We start from the raw sequence: 25,742 nt of genomic DNA, 5'->3' as shown, positions 1-25,742 counted from the left end.
CTTTTGTTTTTGAGGGGTGGGTTGCTTGTGCCGGCCTCTTCGCGGGTGAACCCGCTCCCACAGGTAATGCGCTTTCCTCAGGTGTGGTGAGGGCCCTGTGGGAGCGGGTTTACCCGCGAAAGGGCCGGGCCTGCCTCAACGCAAATCAGCCTCTGGCACCGTGGTCCGCTGTGCAATCGCCTCGGGCCGCCACTGCTTGCGAGCTACCGCCAATACCTCCGCCGGCGTTGCCAGCAGCAACTCGGGGTCGGCTTTCTGCCCCAGCGCCCGCAACGCCCGCAGCAACAGCGGTGTCGCCTGGTCCGCCTGCAGCGGCGGCGAGCGGTACGACTTGCCCAGCTTGTGCCCGTCCGGCTGCACGATCAGCGGAATATGCAGGTAACGCGGCTGCGAGAAGCCCAGCAACTCTTGCAGGTACAGCTGGCGCGGGGTGTTGTCGAGCAGGTCGGCGCCACGCACGATGTCGGTAACACCTTGCCAGGCATCGTCCAGTACCACCGCCAGTTGGTAGGCATACAGTCCGTCGCGGCGCTGGATGACGAAATCGCCCACTTCACGCCCCAGGTGCTGCTGGAATTCGCCCTGTACGCGGTCGGTAAAGCGGTAGATCAGCTCTGGCACGCGCAGGCGGATCGCCGCGCCATCCCTAGCATGCCCGGCATTGCGGCAAAGGCCCGGGTAGATACCGTTGTAACCCTCAAGCTGCTTGCGCGAGCAGGTGCAGGCGTAGGCCAGGCCCATGTTGAACAGGCGGTCGACTACCGCGGCATAGGCATCGTGCCGCTGGCTCTGGAACACCACTTCGCCGTCCCACTCCAGGCCGTAGCGCTCCAGGGTCTGCAGGATCGCATCGCGAGCACCGGGCATTTCCCGAGGCGGGTCGGTGTCTTCCATGCGCAGCAGCCAGCGGCCGTTCACGGCGCGGGCATCGAGCCAGGAGGCGAGGGCGGCGACCAGCGAGCCGAAGTGCAGGAAGCCGCTGGGGGTGGGGGCGAAACGCCCGATGTAGCTTGAGTGGGTCATGGTCAGGCTGGGCATATAAAATGAAACGGGGCGCATGATGCGCCCCGTTCAGGTGGAAAGAAAGATCAGCCTTTGCCGACCGTCTTTTCCTTTTTCTCGGCGATTTCCTTGCAGTCGAAGCACAGGTCGGCGGTAGGGCGGGCCTCCAGGCGACGCAGGCCGATCTCGATGCCGCACGATTCGCACCAGCCGTACTCGTCGGCCTTGATCTTGTCGAGGGTCTTGTCGATTTTCTTGATCAGCTTGCGCTCGCGATCGCGGTTGCGCAGCTCCAGGGCGAATTCTTCTTCCTGACTGGCACGGTCGGCCGGGTCGGGGAAGTTGGCTGCCTCGTCCTTCATGTGGTCCACAGTGCGGTCCACACTGGTCATCAGCTCTTGCTTCCAGGCGCCGAGAAGCTTGGTGAAGTGCTTCTTCATGGGCTCGCCCATGTACTCTTCACCTTTGGATTCTACGTAGGGCTCGACACCGTACATGGTCTGGGCTTTTTGCTTTTCTACGGTGGACATGAATAGACCGCCTCTCACTCATCTGATCCAATGCGCAGGCTGCTCCATCTCCGGCACCCGCCGGCCCTGCGACTGCGAGCCGCCGAACTTACCAGATAGATCGGGGGTGCGCTACCCCGCCCGATCCTGGTAATTGACAGCGGCCTGAGCCGCACGTTCGGTGGCGTGCAGAGGTAGAATCTCCAGTTTAGACCCAATTGAGAGAAGGTCATGGCCCACCCCTACAGTGCGCGCAGCCGCGCCATCGAACCCTTCCACGTCATGGCGCTGCTGGCCCGGGCCAACGAGCTGCAGGCGGCCGGACACGATGTGATCCACCTGGAAATCGGCGAGCCGGACTTCACCACGGCCGCGCCCATCGTTGCCGCCGGCCAGGCAGCACTGGCCGCCGGGCACACCCGCTACACCGCCGCACGCGGCCTGCCGGCACTGCGCGAAGCCATTGCCGGGTTCTATGGCCAGCGTTACGGCCTGAGTGTCGACCCTGAACGCATTCTCATCACCCCAGGGGGCTCCGGTGCGCTGCTGCTGGCCAGCAGTCTGCTGGTCGACCCAGGCAAACATTGGCTGCTAGCCGACCCAGGCTACCCGTGCAACCGCCACTTCCTGCGCCTGGTCGAGGGCGGGGCGCAGCTTGTGCCGGTGGGTCCGGACGTGAATTACCAGCTGACTGCCGACCTTGTCGACCGCTACTGGGACAAGGACACGGTCGGAGCCCTGGTCGCCTCGCCGGCCAACCCGACGGGCACGGTGCTGGGGCGGGACGAGCTGACCAGTCTGTCCCGCGCCACCCGTGAACGGCATGGCCATCTGGTTGTGGACGAGATTTACCACGGGCTGACCTATGGCATGGACGCGCCCAGCGTGCTGGAAGTGGACGACTCGGCATTCGTCCTGAATAGTTTTTCCAAGTATTTCGGCATGACCGGTTGGCGCCTCGGCTGGCTGGTGGCGCCTCCTGGCGCGGTGGCCGACCTGGAGAAGCTGGCACAAAACCTGTACATCAGTGCGCCAAGCATGGCCCAACATGCCGCGCTGGCGTGTTTCCAGCCCGAAACCCTGGCCATTTTCGAGGAGCGCCGCGCCGAGTTCGCCCGCCGCCGCGACTACCTGTTGCCCGCCCTGCGCGAACTGGGTTTCCGCATTGCCGTCGAGCCGCAGGGGGCGTTCTACCTGTATGCCGACATCAGTGCCTTTGGCGGTGACGCGTTCGCCTTCTGCCGGCACTTCCTGGAGACCGAGCACCTGGCCTTCACCCCGGGCCTGGACTTCGGCCGTCACCTGGCCGGCCACCATGTGCGCTTTGCCTACACCCAGAGCCTGCCGCGCCTGGAAGAGGCGGTGCAGCGGATTGCCCGCGGCCTGCGGAGCTGGCAAGGCTGATGCAGTTCCATCCCCCACTCGAACAGGGCCGCCTGCTGCGCCGCTACAAACGCTTTCTGGCGGATATCGAACTGCCCGGCGGCGAACAACTCACCATCCACTGCCCCAACACCGGCTCTATGCTCAACTGCATGCGTGAAGGCGGGCAGGTGTGGTTCAGCCGCTCCAACGACCCCAAGCGCAAGCTCCCGGGCACTTGGGAAATCAGCGAAACCCCGCAGGGGCGGCTGGCCTGTGTGAATACTGGGCGGGCCAATGCGCTGGTAGAAGAGGCACTGCATGCCGGCATCATCGCCGAACTGGCCGGCTTCAGTGCGCTAAGGCGTGAGGTGGCCTACGGCGAGGAAGGCAGCCGCATCGACTTTCGCCTGGAGTTCGACGGTGCCCCGGCCTATGTCGAGGTGAAGAGCGTGACGCTGGGCTACCCAGCCAGCACGGTCGCGGCCTTTCCTGATGCGGTGACCCAGCGCGGCGCCAAGCACCTGCGAGAGCTGGCGAAGTTGGCCAGGCAGGGCGTGCGGGCTGTGCAGCTGTATTGTGTGAACCTGACCGGTATCGACGCGGTGCGCCCGGCCGAGGAAATCGATGCGGCTTATGCCCAGGCCCTGCGCGCGGCAGTTTCAGATGGCGTGGAGGTGCTGGCCTACGGCGCACGCCTGGACTCCGAAGGCATTGTCATCGACCGCCGCCTGCCGGTGCTGCTTACCCCTTGAGCCAGATGCCCTGGCTGTCCTCGTGGCAGCCCAGGGCCTGCAATTGCTCGCCCTCGCACGGCCCGGCCACGCATTCTCCACTTTCGATCAGGAACAGCGCGCCATGATGGGCGCAGTGAATCAGGCTGGCGTTGTCATCGAGAAACGCATCTTCCACCCAGTTCAGCGGGATACCGCGGTGCGGGCAACGGTTGCGGTAGAGGTACACCTGGCCCTGGCGGCGCACGCCGAACAGTTCGATGCCGTCTACGCTGAAGGCTCGGCTATGGCCTTCGGCCAGGCCGTGGGAGGTACAAAGGAAGTGCATGGCAAGGACGACTCGTGGAACAAGTGATGGCTTGACGCTTCAATGCGAATAATTATCAAATTGTCCATATTCGCTGCGCCCGGCTGCCTATGGTGCGCAGTTCCGTCGCTCGCCACAAGGCGCGCGGCTCGCCTGCAGAAGGAACCCGATGATGCGCCGTCCTGTCGCCTTGCTCGCTCTGTGCGCGAGCGTTGTGCTGTCCACCCAGGCCCTCGCGGCCGAGCTGCCGCAGCGTTGGGTCAGCGCTGGTGGCGCACTGAGCGAATGGATCAGCGCACTTGGCGGTGAAGCGCGCTTGGTGGGTGTGGACACCACCAGCCAGCACCCGCAATCGCTGAAGTCACTGCCTAGCGTCGGCTACCAGCGGCAGTTGTCTGCGGAAGGCATTCTCAGCCTGCGCCCGGATGTGCTGGTGGGCACCGAAGAAATGGGGCCGCCACCGGTACTGGCGCAAATCCGCAAGGCTGGCGTGCGGGTCGAACTGTTCTCCAGCAAAGCCGAGGTGGCGGCGGTGGATGAAAACCTCAAGCATCTGGGGCAATTGCTGGGCGCAGAAGAGCAGGCCGCGGTCTTGGCGTCGGGTTACCACCAGCAGCTCGATGCCTTGCAGGCCAGGGTCAGGCAGGCCCAGGCCGGGCAGAAGACGCCAGGAGTGTTGCTGCTGGTCGGGCATGCGGGTGCCAAGCCGCTGATCGCCGGGCAGGGTACCGCCGGCGACTGGCTGCTGAGCCAGGCAGGCGGGCGCAACTTGGCAGAACATCAGGGCTACAAGAATTTTTCCAGCGAAGCACTGGCTGCGCTGGACCCGGATGTGATCGTGTTTTCCGACCGGGCGCTGGCCGATGACCAAGCCTTGAAGGCGTTGCTGAAAGAAAACCCCGCGCTGGCGACCTCGCGCGCCGTGCGAGAGAAACGCCTGGTATCGCTTGACCCGACACTGTTAGTCGGCGGGCTCGGGCCACGCCTGCCGGCAACACTTCGGTTGCTTGCGGCTACCTTCTATCCGGCCGCCAAGATCAGCCTCTACCAATGAAACAACGGGTCCAGCCACGCACACTGTTCGTTTGCCTGGGCCTGTTGTGCCTGTTGGCGGTGTGGTTGTCTTTGGCCTTGGGGCCGGTCAGCCTGCCGTTGTTCGATACCTTGCGTGCCGGTCTGCGCTTGCTGGGGTTGCCCATTGCCGCTGACGGCCTGCAGCAGGCCGAGATGATCCTCGGCCAGATCCGCCTGCCGCGCACCTTGCTGGGGTTGGCGGTGGGCGCGGTGCTGGCGCTGTCTGGTGTGGCCATGCAGGGGCTGTTCCGTAACCCTCTGGCCGACCCCGGGCTGGTAGGGGTTGCCGCCGGAGCAGCGGTGGGCGCGGCGGTGGCCATCGTTGGCGGCAGTTGGCTGGGCGGCATGCCGGATGTGCTTGCCCCTTACCTGTTGTCGCTGTGCGCTTTCATCGGCGGGCTGGGCGTGACTGCGCTGGTTTATCGTCTGGGGCGACGCGACGGCCAGACCAACGTCGCCACGATGCTGCTGGCCGGTGTGGCCATGACCGCGCTGGGCGGTGCTGCCGTGGGGTTGTTCTCCTACCTGGCCGACGACGCCACGCTGCGCACGCTGACCTTCTGGAACTTGGGCAGCCTCAATGGTGCCAGTTACCAGCGGCTGTGGCCTTTGCTGCTGGTGGCTGCGGGCGTGGCAGTGTGGCTGCCACGTCGGGCCAAGGCGTTGAATGCCATGCTGCTTGGTGAATCGGAGGCGCGTCACCTGGGCATTGACGTGGAGCGGCTCAAGCGCGAACTGGTGTTCTGCACGGCGCTGGGCGTGGGTGCGGCGGTGGCGGCAGCAGGGCTGATCGGTTTCATCGGCCTGGTGGTGCCGCACCTGGTGCGCCTGCTGGCCGGGCCTGATCACCGTGTGGTGGTGCCAGCCTCCTTGTTGGCTGGCGGTGCGCTGATGCTGTTCGCCGATTTGGCGGCGCGGCTGCTGCTGGCGCCTGCCGAGCTGCCGATCGGCATCGTCACGGCCTTTATCGGCGCACCGTTCTTCCTGTTCCTGCTGATACGAGGGCGCAGTTGATGTTGCAAGCCGAGGGGCTGTACTTGCGGCGGGGCAGCAACGAAGTGCTGCATGACATTCATCTGCAGCTGAGCCAGGGGCAGGTGGTGGGCGTGCTCGGCCCCAACGGTGCCGGCAAGAGCAGCCTGCTAGGAGTACTGTGTGGTGAGCTGGCGCCCGATCACGGGCGGGTGATGCTACAGGGCAGGCCACTGGCGGACTGGGCAGGGCAGGAACGGGCCAGGCGCCTGGCGGTGTTGCCGCAGGTGTCCAGCCTGGGGTTCTCGTTCCGGGTCGAGGAAGTGGTGGGCATGGGGCGCATGCCCCATGGCACCGGGCAGCGGCGCGATGCTGAAATCGTCGAAGCGGCCTTGCGGGCAGCGGATGCCTGGCACCTGGTGGAGCGCAGTTACCTGGCGTTGTCTGGCGGCGAGCGGCAAAGAGTGCACCTGGCTCGGGTGCTGGCGCAGCTGTGGCCGGGCGAGGCGGGTACAACGCTGCTGCTGGACGAGCCAACCTCGATGCTCGACCCGTTGCACCAGCACACCACCCTCGAAGCCATGCGCCGCTTTGCCGACCGTGGCGCCGCGGTGCTGGTGATCCTGCATGACCTGAACCTGGCGGCGCGCTACTGTGATCGTATCCTGCTGCTGGAGCAGGGGCGCTGCCATGCCTTTGCCGCACCCGAAGCAGTGCTGACGCCGGCGGCGTTGAAGGCGGTATACGGGATCGACGTACTGGTACAGGCGCACCCGGAGCGTGGGCATCCGCTGATCATCACCCGCTAACGCCGGCGCGATCTTTGTAGGAGCGGCCTTGTGTCGCGAAAGGGCTGCAGAGCAGCCCCGGCAATTTGTGTATCACTGCTGAAAATCTGGGGCCGCTTTGCGGCCCTTTCGCGACACAAGGCCGCTCCTACAAGGGCTCGTGCAGGCCATGAATGGAGGTACTGCCCATGCGACATCCGCTGCTGTCCGCTTTCTCGCTGTGCCTGGTGCTGGTACTGGGTGGCTGCCAGGCCAGCCTGCCACCGCCGCCCGCCTGGCAGAGCAGTGAGGGGCGCAGCCATGCCGAGCTGGGGCATATCGTCGATCTTGCTGATGGTCAGCTGATCAGCCCTGAGCAACTGGTGCAGCACCTGTCTGCCGCCCCCCGGGTGCTTGTCGGCGAGAAACACGACAACCCTGACCATCACGCACTGCAGCTGTGGCTGCTGCGCGCCCTGCAAGGCCAACGTGTGCAGGGCAGCCTGCTGCTGGAAATGCTGCAGCCTGAACAGCAACCGCTGTTGGACAAGCTCGCGGGGCGGCCTTTGCCGACAGACCTGCCCAAGGCCCTGGCCTGGCAGGACGGCTGGGATTGGCAGCTGTACGGGCCAATCGTGACCGAGGCGTTGCAGCAGCGGGTGCCTGTGCTGGCCGCCAACCTCTCGCCCGGCGAGATGCGCCAGGCCTATCGTCAGCCGGCTTCGTTACCGGGCGAACGCTCCAATGCGGCGACGGTCAAGGCCGCCTTGCTGGAGCATGTGCGTGCCGGGCATTGCGGGATGCTGCCAGAAAGCCAGTTGCCGGCGATGCTGGCCGTGCAGCAGCAGCGCGACCGGCGCATGGCCGAGCGCTTGCTGGCGGCGCCGCAGCCAGCACTGCTGCTGGCCGGGGCCTATCACGTGCGCAAGGACCTGGGTGTACCGTTGCACTTGGCTGACCTGCAAACGCAGGGGGAGAGCAAGGTGCTACTGCTAGCTGAGGTTGGTGAGCAGGTCGAGGCAGGCGAGGCTGATTTTGTGTGGTATACGGCAGCGATGCCGGAGCAGGACTATTGCGCGCAACTGCGGTGACGGGGCAGTAAAAAGCAAAAAAAGACCCGGCAAATTGCCGGGTCAAAAACCGTGATTAGCCTGATGAGGAGATAATCTGAGAGTCCGAACCAGGGGCTCTTAGCTTATCCAACCAGTCTCGCGACCAGTTGTGATAATCATAACTATTCTCATTTCGACGTCAATCCCTTTCCCGAGATTATTTCTGATTTTTTTGCGCAGGGCTTTTCGCATCCAGTTGTTGGTTGAGCGCTTCTTTGCGCTCCAGCGGCAAATCGTTCCAGTGCATGTCCAGCAGGGCGCCTTCAATGGCATACAACAGCACCTTCGATGCGCGGAACCCTCGTGTCTTCACGGCCTGGTACGCACCTACCGCGCCCAGGCGGCGCAGATCCGATGCACTGTGGATGCCGGCTGCATGCAGCCACTGCGCAGAGGTCTTGCCAAGGTTCTTCAGATGCTGCAATTCATCGTTCATCGAGCCTCCTTGCGATGGCTGAACGGGGATTGGGGGATAAATCGCGAGCAGGTCAGAGAGGAGTGTAGCGGGGGATAGGAAATGCGCGGCCTTTTGCCATAGGGGGCGACGAGATGTCCTGTGCCGGCCTATTCGCGGGTTAACCCGCGAATGGGCCGGTCCAGGAAAACGCTGAACTTACAGCCCAGGCAAGCGCTGGCGAATCTGTTCGATCACCTGGTCCATGCTCCCGGCGCTCTGGGTATCGACGCGGGTGCTCTGCACCAGCTCCTGTGCATCCAGTGGTTCACGACTGGCCTGCTGGGCTTTGACCACTTCCAGGGTGGCATCCGACGGGTCGGTATTTTCTGCCTGGCGCTGCTCCAGCCAGCTGGCGATGACCGCATCCGGCGCATGGCAGTCGAGGATCAGGAACGGCACGCCCGTCTGGCTGGCGATGTCCGCTGCGGCCTGGCGCTGATCACGTTTGAGGTAGGTGGCGTCCAGCACCACCGGGAAGCCGGCCCGCAGTACGGTCGCTGCCACCTCGTGCAGGCGCTGGTAGGTCGCGACACTGGCGTCCTGATCATAGATGCCGGTACTCAGCTGGCCAGCCTCAGCCTGCTGCTGTTCACCGAACAGGCGCTTGCGCTCCACATCCGAACGCACGCGGACGGCGCCAAGGGCTTCGACCATGCGCATGGCCACGTGGCTTTTGCCCACAGCCGAAACACCGTGGGTAATGGCCAGCAGGCGCGACGGGATGGCGCTGTAGCTTTCTGCCAGGTTGGCATAGTTGCGGTAGGTGCGAAGAGTGGTGGCGCGCTGCACGCCATCGGCATCGGCTGGCATGCTGAACAGTGCAACCTTGGCCCGCACCAGCGCGCGGTAGGCTTTGTAGAAGTTGAGCAGTTCCAGGCCTTCGTAGTCGCCGGTCAGTTCCAGGTACTGGCTGATGAAGCGGCGGGCCAGGCATTTCAGGCCGCGGTCTTCCAGGTCCATGGCCAGGAAGCCGGTATCGGCGTACACATCGGTCAGGCGGAACGGTTCGTTGAACTCGATGCAGTCGAAGATCACCACCTTGCCGTCGATCAGGGTGGCGTTGCCCAGGTGGATGTCACCGTGGCACTCACGGATGAAACCATTGGCCTTGCGCTTTTCCAGCAGGCCATGTAGGCGCTCGAAGCTGCTGCGTGCCCAGGCCTGCAGGGCGTCGAGTTGCTGCAGGTCGGCCTTGTCGCTGAGGAACGGGCGAATCTGCTCGAAGTTCTGCTCCACAGGTGCCATCACGCTGTCCGGCGTGCCCAGTGGGTGCTCCACCGGCACGCGTGGGGCCTGCAGGTGGAACTCGGCGATCTGCCGGGCCATCTGGTCGATGTGCGCGGCGTTCAGTTCGCCATTGGCCTGCAGGGTGTTGAGCATCTGCCCCTGCGGGAACTGACGCATCTTCAGCACGTACTCGATGGCTTCGCCTTCACCGCCGATCTGCGGCGCATCGACGCTACCGGTGATCGGCAACACTTCAAGGTACAGGCCGTCGGTCAGGCGCTGGTTCAGGCGCAATTCTTCGTTACAGAAATGTCGGCGCTGGTCCAGGCCGGTGAAGTCGAGGAAGCCGAAGTTCATCGGCTTCTTTATCTTGTAGGCATACTCGCCGGTGAGCAGGACCCAGGAGATATGCGTCTCGATGAGCTGGAACCCATCCACGGGGTGAGGGTACAGGGCTGGGTTCTGCAACGCAGTGATAAGGGCTTGGCTCACGGGAAATCCTTCCGGGGGCAGGGAATTCGAATGCGCCATTATGGTCAATGGTGCCGTCCCTGCCTACCGCCGTGGGCGTCTGCCCAGCCTTTATAAAGTGCGTATAATCCGCCGCCATGACCCGAACTCGAAATCCCCGTACCCCTCAGAAACGCCCGACCGGCCGCTCCCGCGCCTGGCTGGGCTGGGCTTTGAAGCTCAGCCTGGTCGGCCTGGTGATAGTCGCCGGCTTCGCGGTTTACCTCGATGCCGTTGTCCAGGAAAAGTTTTCCGGCAAGCGCTGGACCATCCCGGCCAAGGTGTATGCCCGGCCGCTGGAGCTGTTCTCCGGCCAGAAGCTGAGCAAGAACGACTTCCTCACCGAGCTGGACGCGCTCGGCTACCGGCGTGAAAGCGCGGCCAACGGCCCGGGCGCGGCGGCAGTCAACGGCAACACCGTCGAGCTCAATACCCGTGGCTTCCAGTTCTACGAGGGCATGGAGCCGGCGCAGTTCGTGCGTGTGCGCTTCTCCGGCGATTACGTGGCGGGCCTTTCCGGCGCCAACGGCAAGACGCTCGACGTAGTGCGCCTGGAGCCGCTGATGATCGGCGGCATCTACCCGAAAAACCTCGAAGACCGCATCCTGATCAAGATCGACCAGGTACCGCCGTACCTGCTCGAAACCCTGGTGGCGACGGAAGACCGCGATTTCTACAGCCACTTCGGGGTGTCGCCCAAGTCCATCGCCCGAGCCATGTGGGTCAATACCTCGGCAGGTTCCATGCGCCAGGGTGGCAGCACCCTGACCCAGCAGTTGGTGAAGAACTTCTACCTCACCAGCGAGCGCAGCCTCAGCCGCAAGCTGACCGAGGCGATGATGGCCGTATTGCTGGAGCTGCACTACGACAAGCGCGAGATCCTCGAGGCCTACCTCAACGAGGTGTTCGTCGGCCAGGATGGTCAGCGTGCGGTGCACGGCTTCGGCCTCGCCAGCCAGTTCTTCTTCAGCCAACCGCTGTCTGAGCTGAAGTTGCACCAGATCGCTTTGCTGGTGGGCATGGTCAAGGGGCCGTCCTACTACAACCCGCGTCGCTATCCGGACCGCGCCCTGGCCCGCCGCAACCTGGTGCTCGACCTGGTGGCCGAGCAGGGCGTGGCCAGCCAGGCAGAAGTCGATGCAGCGAAGAAGATGCCGCTGGGCGTGACCAAGCGCGGCAGCCTGGCAGACAGCTCGTTCCCGGCCTTCCTCGACCTGGTCAAGCGTCAGCTGCGCCAGGACTACCGCGATGAAGACTTGACCGAAGAAGGGCTGCGCATCTTCACCAGCTTCGACCCGATCCTGCAGATGAAGGCCGAAACCTCGATGAGCGAGACCTTCAAGCGCCTCGCGGGGCGCAAGGGGGCGGACGAGGTTGAGTCGGCGATGGTCGTGACCAATCCGGAAACCGGTGAGGTGCAGGCGCTGATCGGCAGCCGCCAGGCCGGCTTCGCCGGCTTCAACCGCGCCATTGATGCCGTGCGGCCGATCGGTTCGCTGGTCAAGCCGGCGGTGTACCTGACCGCGCTGGAACAACCGACCAAGTACACCTTGACCAGTTGGGTGCAGGACGAGCCGTTCTCGGTCAAAGGTGCCGACGGCCAGGTCTGGCGCCCGCAGAATTACGATCGTCGCCCGCATGGCACCATCTACCTGTACCAGGGGCTGGCCAACTCCTACAACCTGTCGACTGCCAAGATCGGCCTGGAAGTGGGTGTGCCCAACGTGATCAAGACCATTGGCCGGCTGGGAGTGAACGTTGACTGGCCAGCCTTCCCGGCCATGCTGCTGGGTGCCGGCGGCATGTCGCCAATGCAGGTCGCGACGATGTACCAGACCATCGCCAACGGCGGTTTCAATACCCCGATGCGCGGTATCCGCAGCGTGCTCACCGCCGAGGGCGAGCCGCTAAAACGCTACCCGTTCCAGATCCAGCAAACCTTCGATCCGGGGGCTATCTACCTGGTGCAGAACGCCATGCAGCGGGTGATGCGCGAAGGCACCGGCCGCTCGGTGTACAACACTTTGCCGCGCAATCTCACCCTGGCGGGCAAGACCGGTACCAGTAACGATTCGCGCGACAGCTGGTTCTCCGGGTTCAGTCAGGACCTGCTGGCCGTGGTATGGATGGGTCGTGACGACAACGGCAAGACGCCATTTACTGGTGCCACCGGCGCCCTGCAGGTGTGGACCAGCTTCATGAAGAAGGCCGACCCGCTGCCGCTGGACATGCCGCAACCGGACAACGTGGTGCAGGCCTGGATTGACCCGTACAGTGGCCATGGGTCTGATGGCAGCTGTCCGGGAGCGGTGCAGATGCCGTATATTCGCGGGAGTGAACCGCCCGCCGGCGCGACCTGTGGCGGCGAGCAGGATCCAGTTGAATCGGTCATGGACTGGGTCAAGGGCTGGATGAATTAAGCACAGGCTGCATTGATGAGGTGTGACGTGAACAAGTGGCTGTTTCCTGCCGTGACGGCGCTGGCTGTGCTCCAGGGGTGCGCCAGCGTCCCGCGCGGCAATATTCCGGTGGTCGACTCGAGCACCCGGGTGTCCAACAGCGAACGCGTGACGGCCAATCGCTCTGCGGGTGGCTATAACGCGGGTACCGCGCAGGCTCAAACGCTGCCTGAAGACTCCGGCGTGACCGTGATGATCCCACAGGGCGCTGGCGCTTCGGGCATCCAGACGTTCCCGGCGGCCAATGGCGCGGCGCCAATCAGCACCTCGCCGATTACCCCGGGGCCGATCACCCCAGGCCCAATTACCACTGGTCCGGTCACTTCGGCACCAATGACCACCAATCCAAACCCGATCGCCGACGAACCCTTCGACATCGCGGCGATGAACAGCGCCCCGCAAAGCACCAGCGCGCCAACCGGTATTCCGCGTAGCGGTGCTGCTACCGGTGGCCTGTCGGCCGACGAGCAGCTGGACGGCCCGGTGCTGGCGCTGCTGACCACCGCGAAGACCCAGCAGGGCAGCGGTGACTTCAACGGTGCCGCATCGAGCCTGGAGCGTGCTCAGCGCATTGCCCCGCGCGAGCCACAGGTACTGTACCGTCTGGCCCAGGTACGCCTGTCGCAAGGTGATGCACCGCAGGCCGAGCAGTTGGCGCGTCGTGCCCTGACTTACGCCAACGGCCGCCCGAGCCTGCAGGCCGAGCTGTGGAACACCATCGCCCAGGCTCGCGAGAAGCAGGGTGACAGCGCTGGTGCCGCACTGGCCCGGCAAAAGGCACGGGTCAATTCCTGATGATCGAGCAGCGCATTCTGGATGTTGCCGACCACCTGCTGCTGATCGAACGTGAGCTGCAGGTGCAAGGCTGGTGGGATGACGAGCCGCCAAGCGATGAGGCACTGGCCAGCACGGTGCCTTTCGCAGTCGATACCCTCAGTTTCGAGCAGTGGCTCCAATGGATCTTCCTGCCGCGGATGAAGATCATCATCGAGCTGGGCCACCCGCTGCCTAATGCGTCCGGCATCCTGGTAATGGCTGAAACGGTATTTACCGACCGGCCAGAGCAAAGTCGTGAGCTACGCCGCCTGTTGGCAGCATTTGACCAATTGATTGCTCCTTCCGCCTGATTTCTTCAGTTTTTCCTTCAAGGGCCGCAGATTGTGGCCCTTTTTTGTGGAAATCTTATTTATTCTGCTGCTGAAGCGATTTTTAGTGGTGGCAGGAATTCATCTTGGGGAAAAATTGGCAATAATTTTTCTTGACTTGTTGGCGCCGAATCAGAAGAATCCAATCTCCGCTGTAGAGGGACTGCCAGAAGCAGACCCGCTAAGCAGATCATGAGGCGCACACCCGCGCCGACCTGTTACACCCCGCAACGCGTTACCTCGCGCTGGGTGGGAAAACCCCGCAACACTCTGGGGCGCTCCCAATACTTGCTCAGTCAGTGCTGACGTTCGCTCATGCTCTGCTTGGCAGTAAACCTATTAAGACCCGTCCAGTGAGGGCGGTATTCTGGCGTTTTAGAGGTGAACAACGTGGAGCTTTTATCTGGCGCTGAGATGGTCGTGCGCTTCTTGCGTGACGAAGGCGTTAAGCACATCTACGGGTACCCTGGTGGTGCTCTCCTGCATGTTTACGACGCGCTGTTCAAGGAACCGGAAGTCGAGCACATCCTGGTTCGTCATGAGCAGGCAGCTACCCATATGGCGGACGGCTACGCCCGCGCCACCGGCAAGGCCGGCGTGGTGCTGGTAACCTCCGGCCCGGGCGCGACCAATGCCATTACCGGTATTGCCACCGCCTACATGGATTCGATTCCGATGGTCATCCTGTCCGGCCAGGTGCCTAGCACCATGGTGGGTACCGATGCCTTCCAGGAAACCGACATGATCGGTATTTCGCGGCCGATCGTGAAGCACAGCTTCATGATCAAACATGCCAGCGAAATCCCCGAAGTTCTGAAAAAAGCATTCTACCTGGCGCAATCCGGTCGCCCAGGTCCGGTCGTGGTCGACATTCCAAAAGATATGACCAACCCGGCCGAGAAGTTCGAATACGTCTACCCGAAAAAGGTCAAGCTGCGCTCCTATAGCCCAGCGGTACGCGGCCACTCCGGCCAGATCCGCAAGGCTGCAGAGATGCTGCTGGCGGCCAAGCGCCCGATCGTCTACTCCGGTGGCGGCGTGATCCTCGGTGGTGGCTCCGAAGCCCTGACCGAAATCGCCAAGTCGCTGAACCTGCCGGTCACCAATACCCTGATGGGTCTGGGTGGCTTCCCGGGTACCGACCGCCAGTTCCTCGGCATGCTCGGCATGCACGGCAGCTTCACTGCCAACATGGCCATGCACCATGCCGACGTCATCTTCGCCGTCGGTGCCCGTTTTGACGACCGCGTGGTCAACGGCCCGGCCAAGTTCTGCCCGAATGCCAAGATCATCCATATCGACATCGACCCGGCGTCGATCTCCAAGATGATCAAGGCCGACGTGCCGATCGTCGGCCCGGTCGACAGCGTGCTCAGCGAAATGCTCGGCATCCTCAAGGAAATCGGCGAGCAGCCTGACAAGGCGGCGCTGGATGCCTGGTGGAAGCAGATCGACGAATGGCGTGGCAATGGCGAGCTGTTCCCTTACGACAAGGGTGACGGCAATGTCATCAAGCCGCAGAAGGTCATCGAGACCCTGTGCGAAGTGACCAATGGCGATGCTTTCGTCACCTCCGACGTGGGCCAGCACCAGATGTTCGCGGCGCAGTACTACCGCTTCAACAAGCCGAACCGCTGGATCAACTCCGGTGGCCTGGGCACCATGGGCTTCGGTTTCCCGGCGGCGATGGGCGTCAAGCTCAACTTCCCGGACCAGGACGTGGCCTGCGTGACCGGCGAAGGCAGCATCCAGATGAACATCCAGGAGCTGTCCACCTGCATGCAGTACGGCCTGCCGGTGAAGATCGTCAACCTGAACAACGGTGTGTTGGGCATGGTCCGTCAGTGGCAGGACATGGCCTACAACGGTCGTCACTCGCACTCGTACGTCGAGTCGCTGCCTGACTTCATCAAGCTGGCCGAGGCCTATGGCCATGTGGGTATCCGCATCACCAGCCTGAAGGACCTCAAGCCGAAGCTGGAAGAAGCGTTTGCGATGAAGGACCGTCTGGTGTTCATCGACATCGCGGTTGACCGCAGTGAGCACGTCTATCCGATGCAGATCAAGGATGGCTCGATGCGTGACATGTGGCTGAGCAAGACGGAGCGTACCTGATATGCGGCACATCATCTCCCTGCTGCTGGAAAACGAACCAGGTGCGTTGTCCCGCGTGGTCGGCCTGTTCTCCCAGCGTAACTACAACATTGAAAGCCTGACCGTGGCGCCGACCGAAGACCCGACCCTGTCGCGTCTGACGCTGACCACCGTTGGCCATGACGAAGTGATCGAACAGATCACCAAGAACCTGAACAAGCTGGTCGAAGTGGTCAAGCTCGTCGACCTGTCGGAAAGCGCTCACATCGAGCGTGAACTGATGCTGGTCAAGGTCAAGGCCACCGGTGCCCAGCGCGCCGAGATCAAGCGCACCACGGATATCTTCCGTGGCCAGATCGTCGATGTGACTGCCAGCGTGTACACCGTGCAGCTGAGCGGCACCAGCGACAAACTGGACAGCTTCATCCAGGCGATCGGCACTGCATCGATTCTCGAAACCGTGCGCAGCGGCGTTACCGGCATTGCCCGTGGCGACAAAGTGCTCAGCATCTGAATTCAAAAATTAGCGATGGCTCCGCAGGGGCCGAGATATAACCAGGGGTAATTTCATGAAAGTTTTCTACGATAAAGACTGCGACCTTTCCATCATCCAGGGTAAGAAAGTCGCCATCATCGGTTACGGTTCCCAGGGCCACGCTCAGGCGTGCAACCTGAAGGACTCCGGTGTAGATGTCACCATCGGTCTGCGTAAAGGTTCGGCCACCGTTGCCAAGGCAGAAGCCCATGGCCTGAAAGTGACCGACGTTGCCTCTGCCGTAGCTGCTGCCGACCTGGTCATGATCCTGACCCCGGACGAATTCCAGGGCCAACTGTACAAGCAGGAAATCGAGCCGAACATCAAGAAGGGCGCTACCCTGGTCTTCTCCCATGGCTTCTCGATCCACTACAACCAGGTTGTTCCACGTGCCGACCTCGACGTGATCATGATCGCGCCGAAGGCCCCGGGCCACACCGTTCGCTCCGAGTTCGTCAAGGGCGGCGGTATCCCTGACCTGATCGCCATCTACCAGGACGCCTCCGGCAACGCCAAGAATGTTGCCCTGTCGTACGCTTCGGGCGTAGGCGGCGGCCGTACCGGCATCATCGAAACCACCTTCAAGGACGAGACCGAAACCGACCTGTTCGGTGAGCAGGCTGTTCTGTGTGGCGGTACCGTAGAGCTGGTCAAGGCCGGTTTCGAAACCCTGGTCGAAGCTGGCTACGCGCCGGAAATGGCCTACTTCGAGTGCCTGCACGAGCTGAAGCTGATCGTTGACCTCATGTACGAAGGCGGCATCGCCAACATGAACTACTCGATCTCCAACAACGCCGAGTACGGTGAGTACGTAACCGGTCCGGAAGTCATCAACGAAGAATCCCGCAAAGCCATGCGCAACGCCCTGAAGCGCATCCAGGACGGCGAGTACGCGAAGATGTTCATCTCCGAAGGTGCTACCAACTACCCATCGATGACCGCCAAGCGCCGCAACAACGCCGCTCACGGCATCGAAATCATCGGCGAGCAGCTGCGCTCGATGATGCCGTGGATCTCGGCTAACAAAATCGTCGACAAGACCAAGAACTAAGTCTTATCGAAAGATGAAAAACGCGGCTTCGGCCGCGTTTTTTCGTTCTGACAGTCAGCTTCTGGTATAAAGCAGACCAGTGGCCTGCCGTCAGAACCTGTTTTGCAGGCCCGTGTCGAACATTTTCCATCCTGTTGCAAGGTACCCTCCATGAGCGAACGTCCCGAAGAGCCGAACAAGCCCTCCGACGCCGAAAGCCTGCTACCTGTCGATGAGCACGTTGAAGAAGGGCATGACGCCGAAGGGCGCAAGGTACGCCATCGTGGCATCTACCTGCTGCCCAACCTGTTTACCACCGCCAACCTGTTTGCCGGTTTCTATTCCATCATCAGCTCGATGAGCGCGCAGAGCGCCCTGAGTGCCGGTGACCCCCGCGAGGCGAGCAAGTACTTTGCCTTCGCTGCGATCGCCATCTTCGTGGCCATGGTGCTCGACGGCCTGGATGGCCGTGTCGCGCGCATGACCAACACACAGAGCGCCTTTGGTGCCGAGTACGACTCACTGTCGGACATGGTTGCCTTTGGTGTCGCTCCGGCCTTGCTGGCCTTTGGCTGGGCGCTGGGCGACATGGGCAAGGTTGGCTGGATGGTTGCCTTCATCTATGTGGCCGGTGCAGCACTGCGCCTGGCACGCTTCAATACCCAGGTCGGCACCGCCGACAAGCGCTACTTCATCGGCCTTGCCAGTCCTGCTGCTGCGGGTGTGGTCGCGGGTACCGTGTGGGCGTTCAGCGACTACGGCATCCAGGGCTCCAAGCTGTCGTTCCTGGTGGCGCTGCTGGTGGCTGCTGCCGGCATGCTGATGGTCAGTAACATCAAGTACAACAGCTTCAAGGAGCTGGACCTGAAGGGGCGTGTGCCGTTCGTGGCTATCCTGGCCGTGGTGCTGGTGTTTGCCGTGGTGTTCAGCGACCCGCCGCGTATCCTGCTGCTGATCTTCCTCGCCTATGCGGCTTCGGGCCCGATTCAGTTCCTGCTGAAGTCACGCCGTCGCAAAGCGTGACAATCATTTAATGCTGGAATAACCCGCCGGCTCCATAGTCTTACTGGTACATCCGTTATCCAGTGCTGTGGAGCCGCTCATGCTCATCAAGCTTCCCAGGTCTTCCGAGTGCAAGGCGTCGGAGATCACCCCCGAAGGCATCTACCTCTCCCGTCGTACCCTGCTGGGTGGCTCGTTGGCTGGCCTGGCCCTGGGCGCTTTGCCGAGCATGGCGCGCGCAGCTGAAGCCAGCCGTTACGCCGATGTCGAGGCGGGCAGGGCGCCTGGCTGGTTCAATGAAAAGCTCGCAGCTACTCGATGGCAGGCAGTAACGGTCAAGGGTGAGGCAATCACGCCGTTCAAGGATGCCACCCACTACAACAACTTCTACGAGTTCGGGCCTGACAAGGGCGACCCGGCGGCCAATGGCGACAGCCTGAAGACCGAACCGTGGAGCGTTGTGGTCGATGGCGAAGTGGGTAAGCCCGGCCGCTATGCGCTGGAGGACTTCGTCAAACCGTACCAGCTCGAGGAGCGCATCTACCGGCTGCGGTGCGTGGAGGCGTGGTCGATGGTCATTCCGTGGCTGGGCTTCCCGTTGGCGCAGGTGCTCAAGCAGGTCGAACCGACATCCAAGGCGCGTTATGTGCGCTTCGAAACCCTGAAAGACCCGGAGCACATGCCGGGGCAGCGTTCGGGGTTCGCCTTGATCGACTGGCCTTATAGAGAAGGCTTGCGCCTGGATGAGGCAATGCATCCTTTAGCGATCCTGGCGGTCGGGATGTATGGCCGGGAGCTGCCCAACCAGAATGGCGCGCCGTTGCGGCTGGTGGTGCCGTGGAAGTATGGCTTCAAGAGCATCAAGTCGATCGTGCGTATCAGCCTGGTGGCGGAGCAGCCGGGCACCACCTGGGAAGGGCTGGCGCCGGATGAATATGGGTTCTATGCCAATGTTAACCCGACGGTCGACCACCCGCGTTGGAGCCAGGCGCGTGAACGGCGGCTGCCCAGCGGGCTGTTCAGTCCCAATGTGCGGGAAACCCAGTTGTTCAATGGCTATGCCGATGAAGTGGCGTCGCTGTATACCGGGCTTGATCTGCGGAAGAACTACTGATGCGTTACCCCTGGTTTCGTCTGGCCATCTTCATCGTGGGATGCCTGTTCCCAGTCTGGTGGTTGTATGAGGCGGCGATGAATCTGCTAGGGCCTGATCCCGGAAAGATCATGATGGACCGGCTTGGGCTCGGGGCGCTGACCTTCCTGCTGGTTACCTTGGGCATGACGCCGCTGCAGAAGCTGACGGGATGGTCGGGCTGGATCGTGGTGCGCCGGCAACTGGGGTTGTGGGTGTTTGCCTATATCGTGCTGCACATCCTGGCTTACCTGTTCTTCATCCTTGGGTTGGACTGGGGGCAGTTGGCGGTGGAGTTGCGCAAGCGGCCATACATAATTGTGGGTGCGCTTGGGTTTCTTGGGTTGGTGGCTTTGGCGGTTACCTCGAATCGGTATAGCCAGCGGCGCCTGGGTATGCGTTGGAAGAAGCTGCACCGGTTGGTGTACGTGATACTTGGGTTGGGTTTGCTGCATTTTCTGTGGATCGTGCGCTCGGATTTGCGGGAGTGGGCGATTTATGCGGTTATTGGGGCTGTGTTGATGGTGTTGCGGGTTCCCGCGGTTTCGCGGGTGCTGCCCAGGGTTGGTCGGAGGCAGGGGAGGGTGGTTTGAGAGTGGGGTGGGGCAGCCAGGGGCCTGTCTTGGGATGGTATTGGCTTTGAAATGTGCCCGCCTTAGGTTCTCTGGCGCCTACAAGATCGAGCGCCGCGCGGGCGGCGCTCGGTCTCATAGGCGCAGAAGGTGTTGTGGCGAGCACTTGGTAGCCTTGATAAGGTCTTCGCCTGGAACATTTCAAATAAATGAAATTAAAGGTTGACGCCCTCTCGAATCCCCTTATAATGCGCCCCACTTCCAGCGACATCGGAACGACAAACTTCTTGAAATTCAACAAGTTAGGTTGTTCAGAAAGAGTTGAAAGGGCTACGATCAAATGATCGCCAGCGGTTGAGATGATGGTTGACAGCGCTTCTAAACGCTGTATGATTCGCCTCCCGCTACGAGAGATCGCAGCGAGTCAAGTGTTTGAAGCTAAACGAGTTTCTCGCAAAAAACTTCAAAATAAACGCTTGACAGCAAATGAGGGAAGCGTAGAATGCGCGCCTCGGTTGAGACGAAACGCTCTTAACCAAACGCTCTTTAACAAATCGAATCAAGCAATTCGTGTGGGTGCTTGTGAGTACGGACTGATAGTCACAAAGATTATCAGCATCACAAGTGGCCATGCGAGAAATCACATAGTCATTTGAGATTGCTGAGCCAAGTTTAGGGTTTCTTAAAAACCCAAGCAGTATTGAACTGAAGAGTTTGATCATGGCTCAGATTGAACGCTGGCGGCAGGCCTAACACATGCAAGTCGAGCGGATGAAGGGAGCTTGCTCCTTGATTCAGCGGCGGACGGGTGAGTAATGCCTAGGAATCTGCCTGGTAGTGGGGGACAACGTTTCGAAAGGAACGCTAATACCGCATACGTCCTACGGGAGAAAGCAGGGGACCTTCGGGCCTTGCGCTATCAGATGAGCCTAGGTCGGATTAGCTAGTTGGTGAGGTAATGGCTCACCAAGGCGACGATCCGTAACTGGTCTGAGAGGATGATCAGTCACACTGGAACTGAGACACGGTCCAGACTCCTACGGGAGGCAGCAGTGGGGAATATTGGACAATGGGCGAAAGCCTGATCCAGCCATGCCGCGTGTGTGAAGAAGGTCTTCGGATTGTAAAGCACTTTAAGTTGGGAGGAAGGGCAGTAAGTTAATACCTTGCTGTTTTGACGTTACCGACAGAATAAGCACCGGCTAACTCTGTGCCAGCAGCCGCGGTAATACAGAGGGTGCAAGCGTTAATCGGAATTACTGGGCGTAAAGCGCGCGTAGGTGGTTCGTTAAGTTGGATGTGAAAGCCCCGGGCTCAACCTGGGAACTGCATCCAAAACTGGCGAGCTAGAGTACGGTAGAGGGTGGTGGAATTTCCTGTGTAGCGGTGAAATGCGTAGATATAGGAAGGAACACCAGTGGCGAAGGCGACCACCTGGACTGATACTGACACTGAGGTGCGAAAGCGTGGGGAGCAAACAGGATTAGATACCCTGGTAGTCCACGCCGTAAACGATGTCAACTAGCCGTTGGAATCCTTGAGATTTTAGTGGCGCAGCTAACGCATTAAGTTGACCGCCTGGGGAGTACGGCCGCAAGGTTAAAACTCAAATGAATTGACGGGGGCCCGCACAAGCGGTGGAGCATGTGGTTTAATTCGAAGCAACGCGAAGAACCTTACCAGGCCTTGACATGCAGAGAACTTTCCAGAGATGGATTGGTGCCTTCGGGAACTCTGACACAGGTGCTGCATGGCTGTCGTCAGCTCGTGTCGTGAGATGTTGGGTTAAGTCCCGTAACGAGCGCAACCCTTGTCCTTAGTTACCAGCACGTTATGGTGGGCACTCTAAGGAGACTGCCGGTGACAAACCGGAGGAAGGTGGGGATGACGTCAAGTCATCATGGCCCTTACGGCCTGGGCTACACACGTGCTACAATGGTCGGTACAGAGGGTTGCCAAGCCGCGAGGTGGAGCTAATCTCACAAAACCGATCGTAGTCCGGATCGCAGTCTGCAACTCGACTGCGTGAAGTCGGAATCGCTAGTAATCGCGAATCAGAATGTCGCGGTGAATACGTTCCCGGGCCTTGTACACACCGCCCGTCACACCATGGGAGTGGGTTGCACCAGAAGTAGCTAGTCTAACCTTCGGGAGGACGGTTACCACGGTGTGATTCATGACTGGGGTGAAGTCGTAACAAGGTAGCCGTAGGGGAACCTGCGGCTGGATCACCTCCTTAATCGACGACATCAGCCTACTGATGAGCTCCCACACGAATTGCTTGATTCATGGTTGAAGACGATCAAGATCCTGTATGGGTCTTGTGTTGTTCCTGGTCAGAACTTGGAAATGAGCATTCGCATCGAATGTTGATTTCTGACTTTTGTCAGATCGTTCTTTAAAAATTTGGATATGTGATAGATATAGACTGATGGCCAGTTTCACTGCTGGTTAATCAGGCTAAGGTAAAATTTGTGAGTTCTGCTCGAAAGAGCAACATGCGAATTTTCGGCGAATGTCGTCTTCACAGTATAACCAGATTGCTTGGGGTTATATGGTCAAGTGAAGAAGCGCATACGGTGGATGCCTTGGCAGTCAGAGGCGATGAAAGACGTGGTAGCCTGCGATAAGCTTTGGGGAGTCGGCAAACAGACTGTGATCCAGAGATCTCTGAATGGGGGAACCCACTCAGCATAAGCTGAGTATCTTGTACTGAATACATAGGTGCAAGAGGCGAACCAGGGGAACTGAAACATCTAAGTACCCTGAGGAAAAGAAATCAACCGAGATTCCCTTAGTAGTGGCGAGCGAACGGGGACCAGCCCTTAAGTTGATTTGAGATTAGTGGAACGCTCTGGAAAGTGCGGCCATAGTGGGTGATAGCCCCGTACACGAAAATCTCTTGTCAATGAAATCGAGTAGGACGGAGCACGAGAAACTTTGTCTGAATATGGGGGGACCATCCTCCAAGGCTAAATACTACTGACTGACCGATAGTGAACCAGTACCGTGAGGGAAAGGCGAAAAGAACCCCGGAGAGGGGAGTGAAATAGAACCTGAAACCGTATGCGTACAAGCAGTGGGAGCCTACTTTGTTAGGTGACTGCGTACCTTTTGTATAATGGGTCAGCGACTTATATTCAGTGGCGAGCTTAACCGAATAGGGGAGGCGTAGCGAAAGCGAGTCTTAATAGGGCGTTTAGTCGCTGGGTATAGACCCGAAACCGGGCGATCTATCCATGGGCAGGTTGAAGGTTAGGTAACACTGACTGGAGGACCGAACCGACTACCGTTGAAAAGTTAGCGGATGACCTGTGGATCGGAGTGAAAGGCTAATCAAGCTCGGAGATAGCTGGTTCTCCTCGAAAGCTATTTAGGTAGCGCCTCATGTATCACTCCAGGGGGTAGAGCACTGTTTCGGCTAGGGGGTCATCCCGACTTACCAAACCGATGCAAACTCCGAATACCTGGAAGTGCCGAGCATGGGAGACACACGGCGGGTGCTAACGTCCGTCGTGAAAAGGGAAACAACCCAGACCGTCAGCTAAGGTCCCAAAGTCATGGTTAAGTGGGAAACGATGTGGGAAGGCTTAGACAGCTAGGAGGTTGGCTTAGAAGCAGCCACCCTTTAAAGAAAGCGTAATAGCTCACTAGTCGAGTCGGCCTGCGCGGAAGATGTAACGGGGCTCAAACCATGCACCGAAGCTACGGGTGTCATCTTTGATGACGCGGTAGAGGAGCGTTCTGTAAGCCTGTGAAGGTGAGTTGAGAAGCTTGCTGGAGGTATCAGAAGTGCGAATGCTGACATGAGTAACGACAATGCGAGTGAAAAACTCGCACGCCGAAAGACCAAGGTTTCCTGCGCAACGTTAATCGACGCAGGGTTAGTCGGTCCCTAAGGCGAGGCTGAAAAGCGTAGTCGATGGAAAACAGGTTAATATTCCTGTACTTCCAGTTATTGCGATGGAGGGACGGAGAAGGTTAGGCCAGCCTGGCGTTGGTTGTCCAGGTTTAAGGTGGTAGGCTGAAATCTTAGGCAAATCCGGGATTTCAAGGCCGAGAGCTGATGACGAGTTGCCTTCAGGCGACGAAGTGGTTGATACCATGCTTCCAAGAAAAGCTCCTAAGCTTCAGATAACTGGGAACCGTACCCCAAACCGACACAGGTGGTTAGGTAGAGAATACCAAGGCGCTTGAGAGAACTCGGGTGAAGGAACTAGGCAAAATGGCACCGTAACTTCGGGAGAAGGTGCGCCGGCGAGGGTGAAGGACTTGCTCCGTAAGCCCATGCCGGTCGAAGATACCAGGCCGCTGCGACTGTTTATTAAAAACACAGCACTCTGCAAACACGAAAGTGGACGTATAGGGTGTGACGCCTGCCCGGTGCCGGAAGGTTAATTGATGGGGTTAGCGCAAGCGAAGCTCTTGATCGAAGCCCCGGTAAACGGCGGCCGTAACTATAACGGTCCTAAGGTAGCGAAATTCCTTGTCGGGTAAGTTCCGACCTGCACGAATGGCGTAACGATGGCGGCGCTGTCTCCACCCGAGACTCAGTGAAATTGAAATCGCTGTGAAGATGCAGTGTATCCGCGGCTAGACGGAAAGACCCCGTGAACCTTTACTATAGCTTTGCACTGGACTTTGAATTTGCTTGTGTAGGATAGGTGGGAGGCTTTGAAGTGAGGACGCCAGTTCTCATGGAGCCATCCTTGAAATACCACCCTGGCAACTTTGAGGTTCTAACTCAGGTCCGTTATCCGGATCGAGGACAGTGTATGGTGGGTAGTTTGACTGGGGCGGTCTCCTCCCAAAGAGTAACGGAGGAGTACGAAGGTGCGCTCAGACCGGTCGGAAATCGGTCGTAGAGTATAAAGGCAAAAGCGCGCTTGACTGCGAGACAAACACGTCGAGCAGGTACGAAAGTAGGTCTTAGTGATCCGGTGGTTCTGTATGGAAGGGCCATCGCTCAACGGATAAAAGGTACTCCGGGGATAACAGGCTGATACCGCCCAAGAGTTCATATCGACGGCGGTGTTTGGCACCTCGATGTCGGCTCATCACATCCTGGGGCTGAAGCCGGTCCCAAGGGTATGGCTGTTCGCCATTTAAAGTGGTACGCGAGCTGGGTTTAGAACGTCGTGAGACAGTTCGGTCCCTATCTGCCGTGGACGTTTGAGATTTGAGAGGGGCTGCTCCTAGTACGAGAGGACCGGAGTGGACGAACCTCTGGTGTTCCGGTTGTCACGCCAGTGGCATTGCCGGGTAGCTATGTTCGGAAGAGATAACCGCTGAAAGCATCTAAGCGGGAAACTTGCCTCAAGATGAGATCTCACTGGGATCTTGAATCCCCTAAAGGGCCGTCGAAGACTACGACGTTGATAGGTTGGGTGTGTAAGCGCTGTGAGGCGTTGAGCTAACCAATACTAATTGCCCGTGAGGCTTGACCATATAACACCCAAGCAATTTGCTAGCGCAGATTGCGGTGGTGAAGACGAAACAACCGAAAGTTCGCAACATCACAAATATCGCATATCCGAATTCGCTGGGCTGTCCATCTGGACATTCTGGCAACAGAATTTCTTGACGACCATAGAGCATTGGAACCACCTGATCCCATCCCGAACTCAGCAGTGAAACGATGCATCGCCGATGGTAGTGTGGGGTTTCCCCATGTGAGAGTAGGTCATCGTCAAGATTCATTTCGCAAAACCCCTATCTGCGCATGCAGGTAGGGGTTTTG

20 protein-coding genes and 3 rRNA genes are annotated in these 25,742 nt (G+C 60.1%); 18 read left to right on the top strand and 5 right to left on the bottom strand.

From position 1 onward, the window contains the following. Nucleotides 1-135: 135 nt before the first annotated feature. Both gluQRS and dksA read right to left on the bottom strand, forming a co-directional pair. Entirely contained in the window at nucleotides 136-1,023 is an 888-nt protein-coding gene (gluQRS, locus tag E5221_RS24455) for a tRNA glutamyl-Q(34) synthetase GluQRS (RefSeq protein ID WP_024087757.1), read from the bottom strand. A gap of 65 nt (nucleotides 1,024-1,088) precedes the next feature. Next, the gene (dksA, locus tag E5221_RS24450; RefSeq protein WP_003259209.1) at nucleotides 1,089-1,532 is read right to left on the bottom strand and encodes an RNA polymerase-binding protein DksA; all 444 of its coding nucleotides are present in this window, start codon (nucleotides 1,530-1,532) and stop codon (nucleotides 1,089-1,091) included. A gap of 210 nt (nucleotides 1,533-1,742) precedes the next feature. On the opposite strand from dksA, the gene E5221_RS24445 reads away from it, so the two are divergent. Together E5221_RS24445 and sfsA are read left to right on the top strand one after the other, a co-directional pair. Beyond that, nucleotides 1,743-2,915, top strand: a complete 1,173-nt coding sequence (locus E5221_RS24445) for a pyridoxal phosphate-dependent aminotransferase (RefSeq protein ID WP_061551392.1) — start codon at nucleotides 1,743-1,745, stop codon at nucleotides 2,913-2,915. Then, the gene (sfsA, locus tag E5221_RS24440; RefSeq protein ID WP_061303601.1) at nucleotides 2,915-3,628 is read left to right on the top strand and encodes a DNA/RNA nuclease SfsA; all 714 of its coding nucleotides are present in this window, start codon (nucleotides 2,915-2,917) and stop codon (nucleotides 3,626-3,628) included. Before E5221_RS24445 ends, sfsA begins: the two co-directional genes overlap by 1 nt. Here sfsA and E5221_RS24435 read toward each other — a convergent pair. Continuing rightward, nucleotides 3,618-3,935 carry a Rieske (2Fe-2S) protein gene (locus tag E5221_RS24435; protein WP_061551393.1) on the bottom strand — a complete coding sequence of 106 codons (318 nt, stop codon included), beginning with the start codon at nucleotides 3,933-3,935 and terminating at the stop codon, nucleotides 3,618-3,620. The two genes, sfsA and E5221_RS24435, sit on opposite strands and share 11 nt — an antisense overlap. A 148-nt stretch (nucleotides 3,936-4,083) precedes the next feature. On the opposite strand from E5221_RS24435, the gene E5221_RS24430 reads away from it, so the two are divergent. The 4 genes from E5221_RS24430 (at nucleotide 4,084) to E5221_RS24415 (ending at nucleotide 7,818) form a co-directional block, all read left to right on the top strand. Continuing rightward, a complete protein-coding gene (locus E5221_RS24430; RefSeq protein WP_061551394.1) occupies nucleotides 4,084-4,968 on the top strand; it encodes an ABC transporter substrate-binding protein in 885 nt (294 codons plus the stop codon). Between the two features lie 50 nt (nucleotides 4,969-5,018). Next, nucleotides 5,019-6,002, top strand: coding sequence for an iron ABC transporter permease (locus E5221_RS24425; protein WP_247847763.1), 984 nt, complete (start codon nucleotides 5,019-5,021; stop codon nucleotides 6,000-6,002). After that, complete coding sequence (locus E5221_RS24420) at nucleotides 6,002-6,769, top strand: heme ABC transporter ATP-binding protein (RefSeq protein ID WP_182330300.1); 768 nt, start codon at nucleotides 6,002-6,004, stop codon at nucleotides 6,767-6,769. Before E5221_RS24425 ends, E5221_RS24420 begins: the two co-directional genes overlap by 1 nt. A 167-nt stretch (nucleotides 6,770-6,936) precedes the next feature. After that, the gene (locus E5221_RS24415; protein WP_247846574.1) at nucleotides 6,937-7,818 is read left to right on the top strand and encodes a ChaN family lipoprotein; all 882 of its coding nucleotides are present in this window, start codon (nucleotides 6,937-6,939) and stop codon (nucleotides 7,816-7,818) included. 178 nt (nucleotides 7,819-7,996) lie between these two features. Here E5221_RS24415 and E5221_RS24410 read toward each other — a convergent pair whose 3' ends face one another. Further along, on the bottom strand, nucleotides 7,997-8,275 hold the full coding sequence (locus E5221_RS24410) for a TfoX/Sxy family protein (RefSeq protein WP_013974260.1): 279 nt from the start codon (nucleotides 8,273-8,275) through the stop codon (nucleotides 7,997-7,999). Between the two features lie 177 nt (nucleotides 8,276-8,452). Further along, complete coding sequence (locus tag E5221_RS24405; protein ID WP_023661649.1) at nucleotides 8,453-10,015, bottom strand: bifunctional aminoglycoside phosphotransferase/ATP-binding protein; 1,563 nt, start codon at nucleotides 10,013-10,015, stop codon at nucleotides 8,453-8,455. Nucleotides 10,016-10,131: 116 nt separating this feature from the next. On the opposite strand from E5221_RS24405, the gene mrcB reads away from it, so the two are divergent. The 12 genes from mrcB (at nucleotide 10,132) to rrf (ending at nucleotide 25,697) form a co-directional block, all read left to right on the top strand. Further along, nucleotides 10,132-12,453: a penicillin-binding protein 1B gene (mrcB, locus tag E5221_RS24400; protein ID WP_061551398.1), complete on the top strand. Its 2,322-nt coding sequence runs from the start codon at nucleotides 10,132-10,134 to the stop codon at nucleotides 12,451-12,453. A 15-nt stretch (nucleotides 12,454-12,468) separates the two neighbouring features. Next, a complete protein-coding gene (locus E5221_RS24395; RefSeq protein WP_039615235.1) occupies nucleotides 12,469-13,287 on the top strand; it encodes a tetratricopeptide repeat protein in 819 nt (272 codons plus the stop codon). Continuing rightward, a complete protein-coding gene (locus E5221_RS24390; RefSeq protein ID WP_031324603.1) occupies nucleotides 13,287-13,619 on the top strand; it encodes a YqcC family protein in 333 nt (110 codons plus the stop codon). Before E5221_RS24395 ends, E5221_RS24390 begins: the two co-directional genes overlap by 1 nt. A 408-nt stretch (nucleotides 13,620-14,027) precedes the next feature. Then, complete coding sequence (locus tag E5221_RS24385; RefSeq protein ID WP_015271834.1) at nucleotides 14,028-15,752, top strand: acetolactate synthase 3 large subunit; 1,725 nt, start codon at nucleotides 14,028-14,030, stop codon at nucleotides 15,750-15,752. 1 nt (nucleotide 15,753) lies between these two features. Next, a complete protein-coding gene (ilvN, locus tag E5221_RS24380; protein ID WP_003250040.1) occupies nucleotides 15,754-16,245 on the top strand; it encodes an acetolactate synthase small subunit in 492 nt (163 codons plus the stop codon). 55 nt (nucleotides 16,246-16,300) lie between these two features. After that, nucleotides 16,301-17,317: a ketol-acid reductoisomerase gene (gene ilvC / locus E5221_RS24375; protein ID WP_247846573.1), complete on the top strand. Its 1,017-nt coding sequence runs from the start codon at nucleotides 16,301-16,303 to the stop codon at nucleotides 17,315-17,317. A 150-nt stretch (nucleotides 17,318-17,467) separates the two neighbouring features. Continuing rightward, entirely contained in the window at nucleotides 17,468-18,319 is an 852-nt protein-coding gene (gene pssA / locus E5221_RS24370) for a CDP-diacylglycerol--serine O-phosphatidyltransferase (RefSeq protein ID WP_009685387.1), read from the top strand. 79 nt (nucleotides 18,320-18,398) lie between these two features. After that, nucleotides 18,399-19,412, top strand: a complete 1,014-nt coding sequence (gene msrP, locus E5221_RS24365) for a protein-methionine-sulfoxide reductase catalytic subunit MsrP (RefSeq protein ID WP_247846572.1) — start codon at nucleotides 18,399-18,401, stop codon at nucleotides 19,410-19,412. Then, nucleotides 19,412-20,023 carry a protein-methionine-sulfoxide reductase heme-binding subunit MsrQ gene (gene msrQ / locus E5221_RS24360; protein ID WP_061551399.1) on the top strand — a complete coding sequence of 204 codons (612 nt, stop codon included), beginning with the start codon at nucleotides 19,412-19,414 and terminating at the stop codon, nucleotides 20,021-20,023. Before msrP ends, msrQ begins: the two co-directional genes overlap by 1 nt. A 681-nt stretch (nucleotides 20,024-20,704) precedes the next feature. Next, nucleotides 20,705-22,241 (top strand): 16S ribosomal RNA (locus tag E5221_RS24355). A 317-nt stretch (nucleotides 22,242-22,558) separates the two neighbouring features. Continuing rightward, nucleotides 22,559-25,450, top strand: a 23S ribosomal RNA gene (locus E5221_RS24350). Between the two features lie 131 nt (nucleotides 25,451-25,581). After that, nucleotides 25,582-25,697 (top strand): 5S ribosomal RNA (gene rrf / locus E5221_RS24345). The 16S, 23S and 5S rRNA genes sit together here, the layout of an rRNA operon. The last annotated feature ends 45 nt before the right edge of the window (nucleotides 25,698-25,742 follow it).

Origin of the sequence: Pseudomonas sp. A2, from assembly GCF_023100865.1 — a bacterium.
In the GTDB taxonomy this organism is placed as follows: domain Bacteria; phylum Pseudomonadota; class Gammaproteobacteria; order Pseudomonadales; family Pseudomonadaceae; genus Aquipseudomonas; species Aquipseudomonas asiatica.
This window is presented reverse-complemented; position numbering and strand designations above follow the sequence as displayed.

Coding starts and splice junctions, on each gene's coding strand:
- sfsA (WP_061303601.1), top strand. CDS start 2,915: ATGCAGTTCCATCCCCCACTCGAACAGGGCCGCCTGCTGCGCCGCTAC.
- E5221_RS24435 (WP_061551393.1), bottom strand. CDS start 3,935: ATGCACTTCCTTTGTACCTCCCACGGCCTGGCCGAAGGCCATAGCCGA.
- E5221_RS24445 (WP_061551392.1), top strand. CDS start 1,743: ATGGCCCACCCCTACAGTGCGCGCAGCCGCGCCATCGAACCCTTCCAC.
- E5221_RS24390 (WP_031324603.1), top strand. CDS start 13,287: ATGATCGAGCAGCGCATTCTGGATGTTGCCGACCACCTGCTGCTGATC.
- E5221_RS24420 (WP_182330300.1), top strand. CDS start 6,002: ATGTTGCAAGCCGAGGGGCTGTACTTGCGGCGGGGCAGCAACGAAGTG.
- msrQ (WP_061551399.1), top strand. CDS start 19,412: ATGCGTTACCCCTGGTTTCGTCTGGCCATCTTCATCGTGGGATGCCTG.
- ilvN (WP_003250040.1), top strand. CDS start 15,754: ATGCGGCACATCATCTCCCTGCTGCTGGAAAACGAACCAGGTGCGTTG.
- msrP (WP_247846572.1), top strand. CDS start 18,399: ATGCTCATCAAGCTTCCCAGGTCTTCCGAGTGCAAGGCGTCGGAGATC.
- gluQRS (WP_024087757.1), bottom strand. CDS start 1,023: ATGACCCACTCAAGCTACATCGGGCGTTTCGCCCCCACCCCCAGCGGC.
- E5221_RS24415 (WP_247846574.1), top strand. CDS start 6,937: ATGCGACATCCGCTGCTGTCCGCTTTCTCGCTGTGCCTGGTGCTGGTA.
- E5221_RS24410 (WP_013974260.1), bottom strand. CDS start 8,275: ATGAACGATGAATTGCAGCATCTGAAGAACCTTGGCAAGACCTCTGCG.
- mrcB (WP_061551398.1), top strand. CDS start 10,132: ATGACCCGAACTCGAAATCCCCGTACCCCTCAGAAACGCCCGACCGGC.
- E5221_RS24395 (WP_039615235.1), top strand. CDS start 12,469: ATGAGGTGTGACGTGAACAAGTGGCTGTTTCCTGCCGTGACGGCGCTG.
- E5221_RS24430 (WP_061551394.1), top strand. CDS start 4,084: ATGATGCGCCGTCCTGTCGCCTTGCTCGCTCTGTGCGCGAGCGTTGTG.
- dksA (WP_003259209.1), bottom strand. CDS start 1,532: ATGTCCACCGTAGAAAAGCAAAAAGCCCAGACCATGTACGGTGTCGAG.
- ilvC (WP_247846573.1), top strand. CDS start 16,301: ATGAAAGTTTTCTACGATAAAGACTGCGACCTTTCCATCATCCAGGGT.
- pssA (WP_009685387.1), top strand. CDS start 17,468: ATGAGCGAACGTCCCGAAGAGCCGAACAAGCCCTCCGACGCCGAAAGC.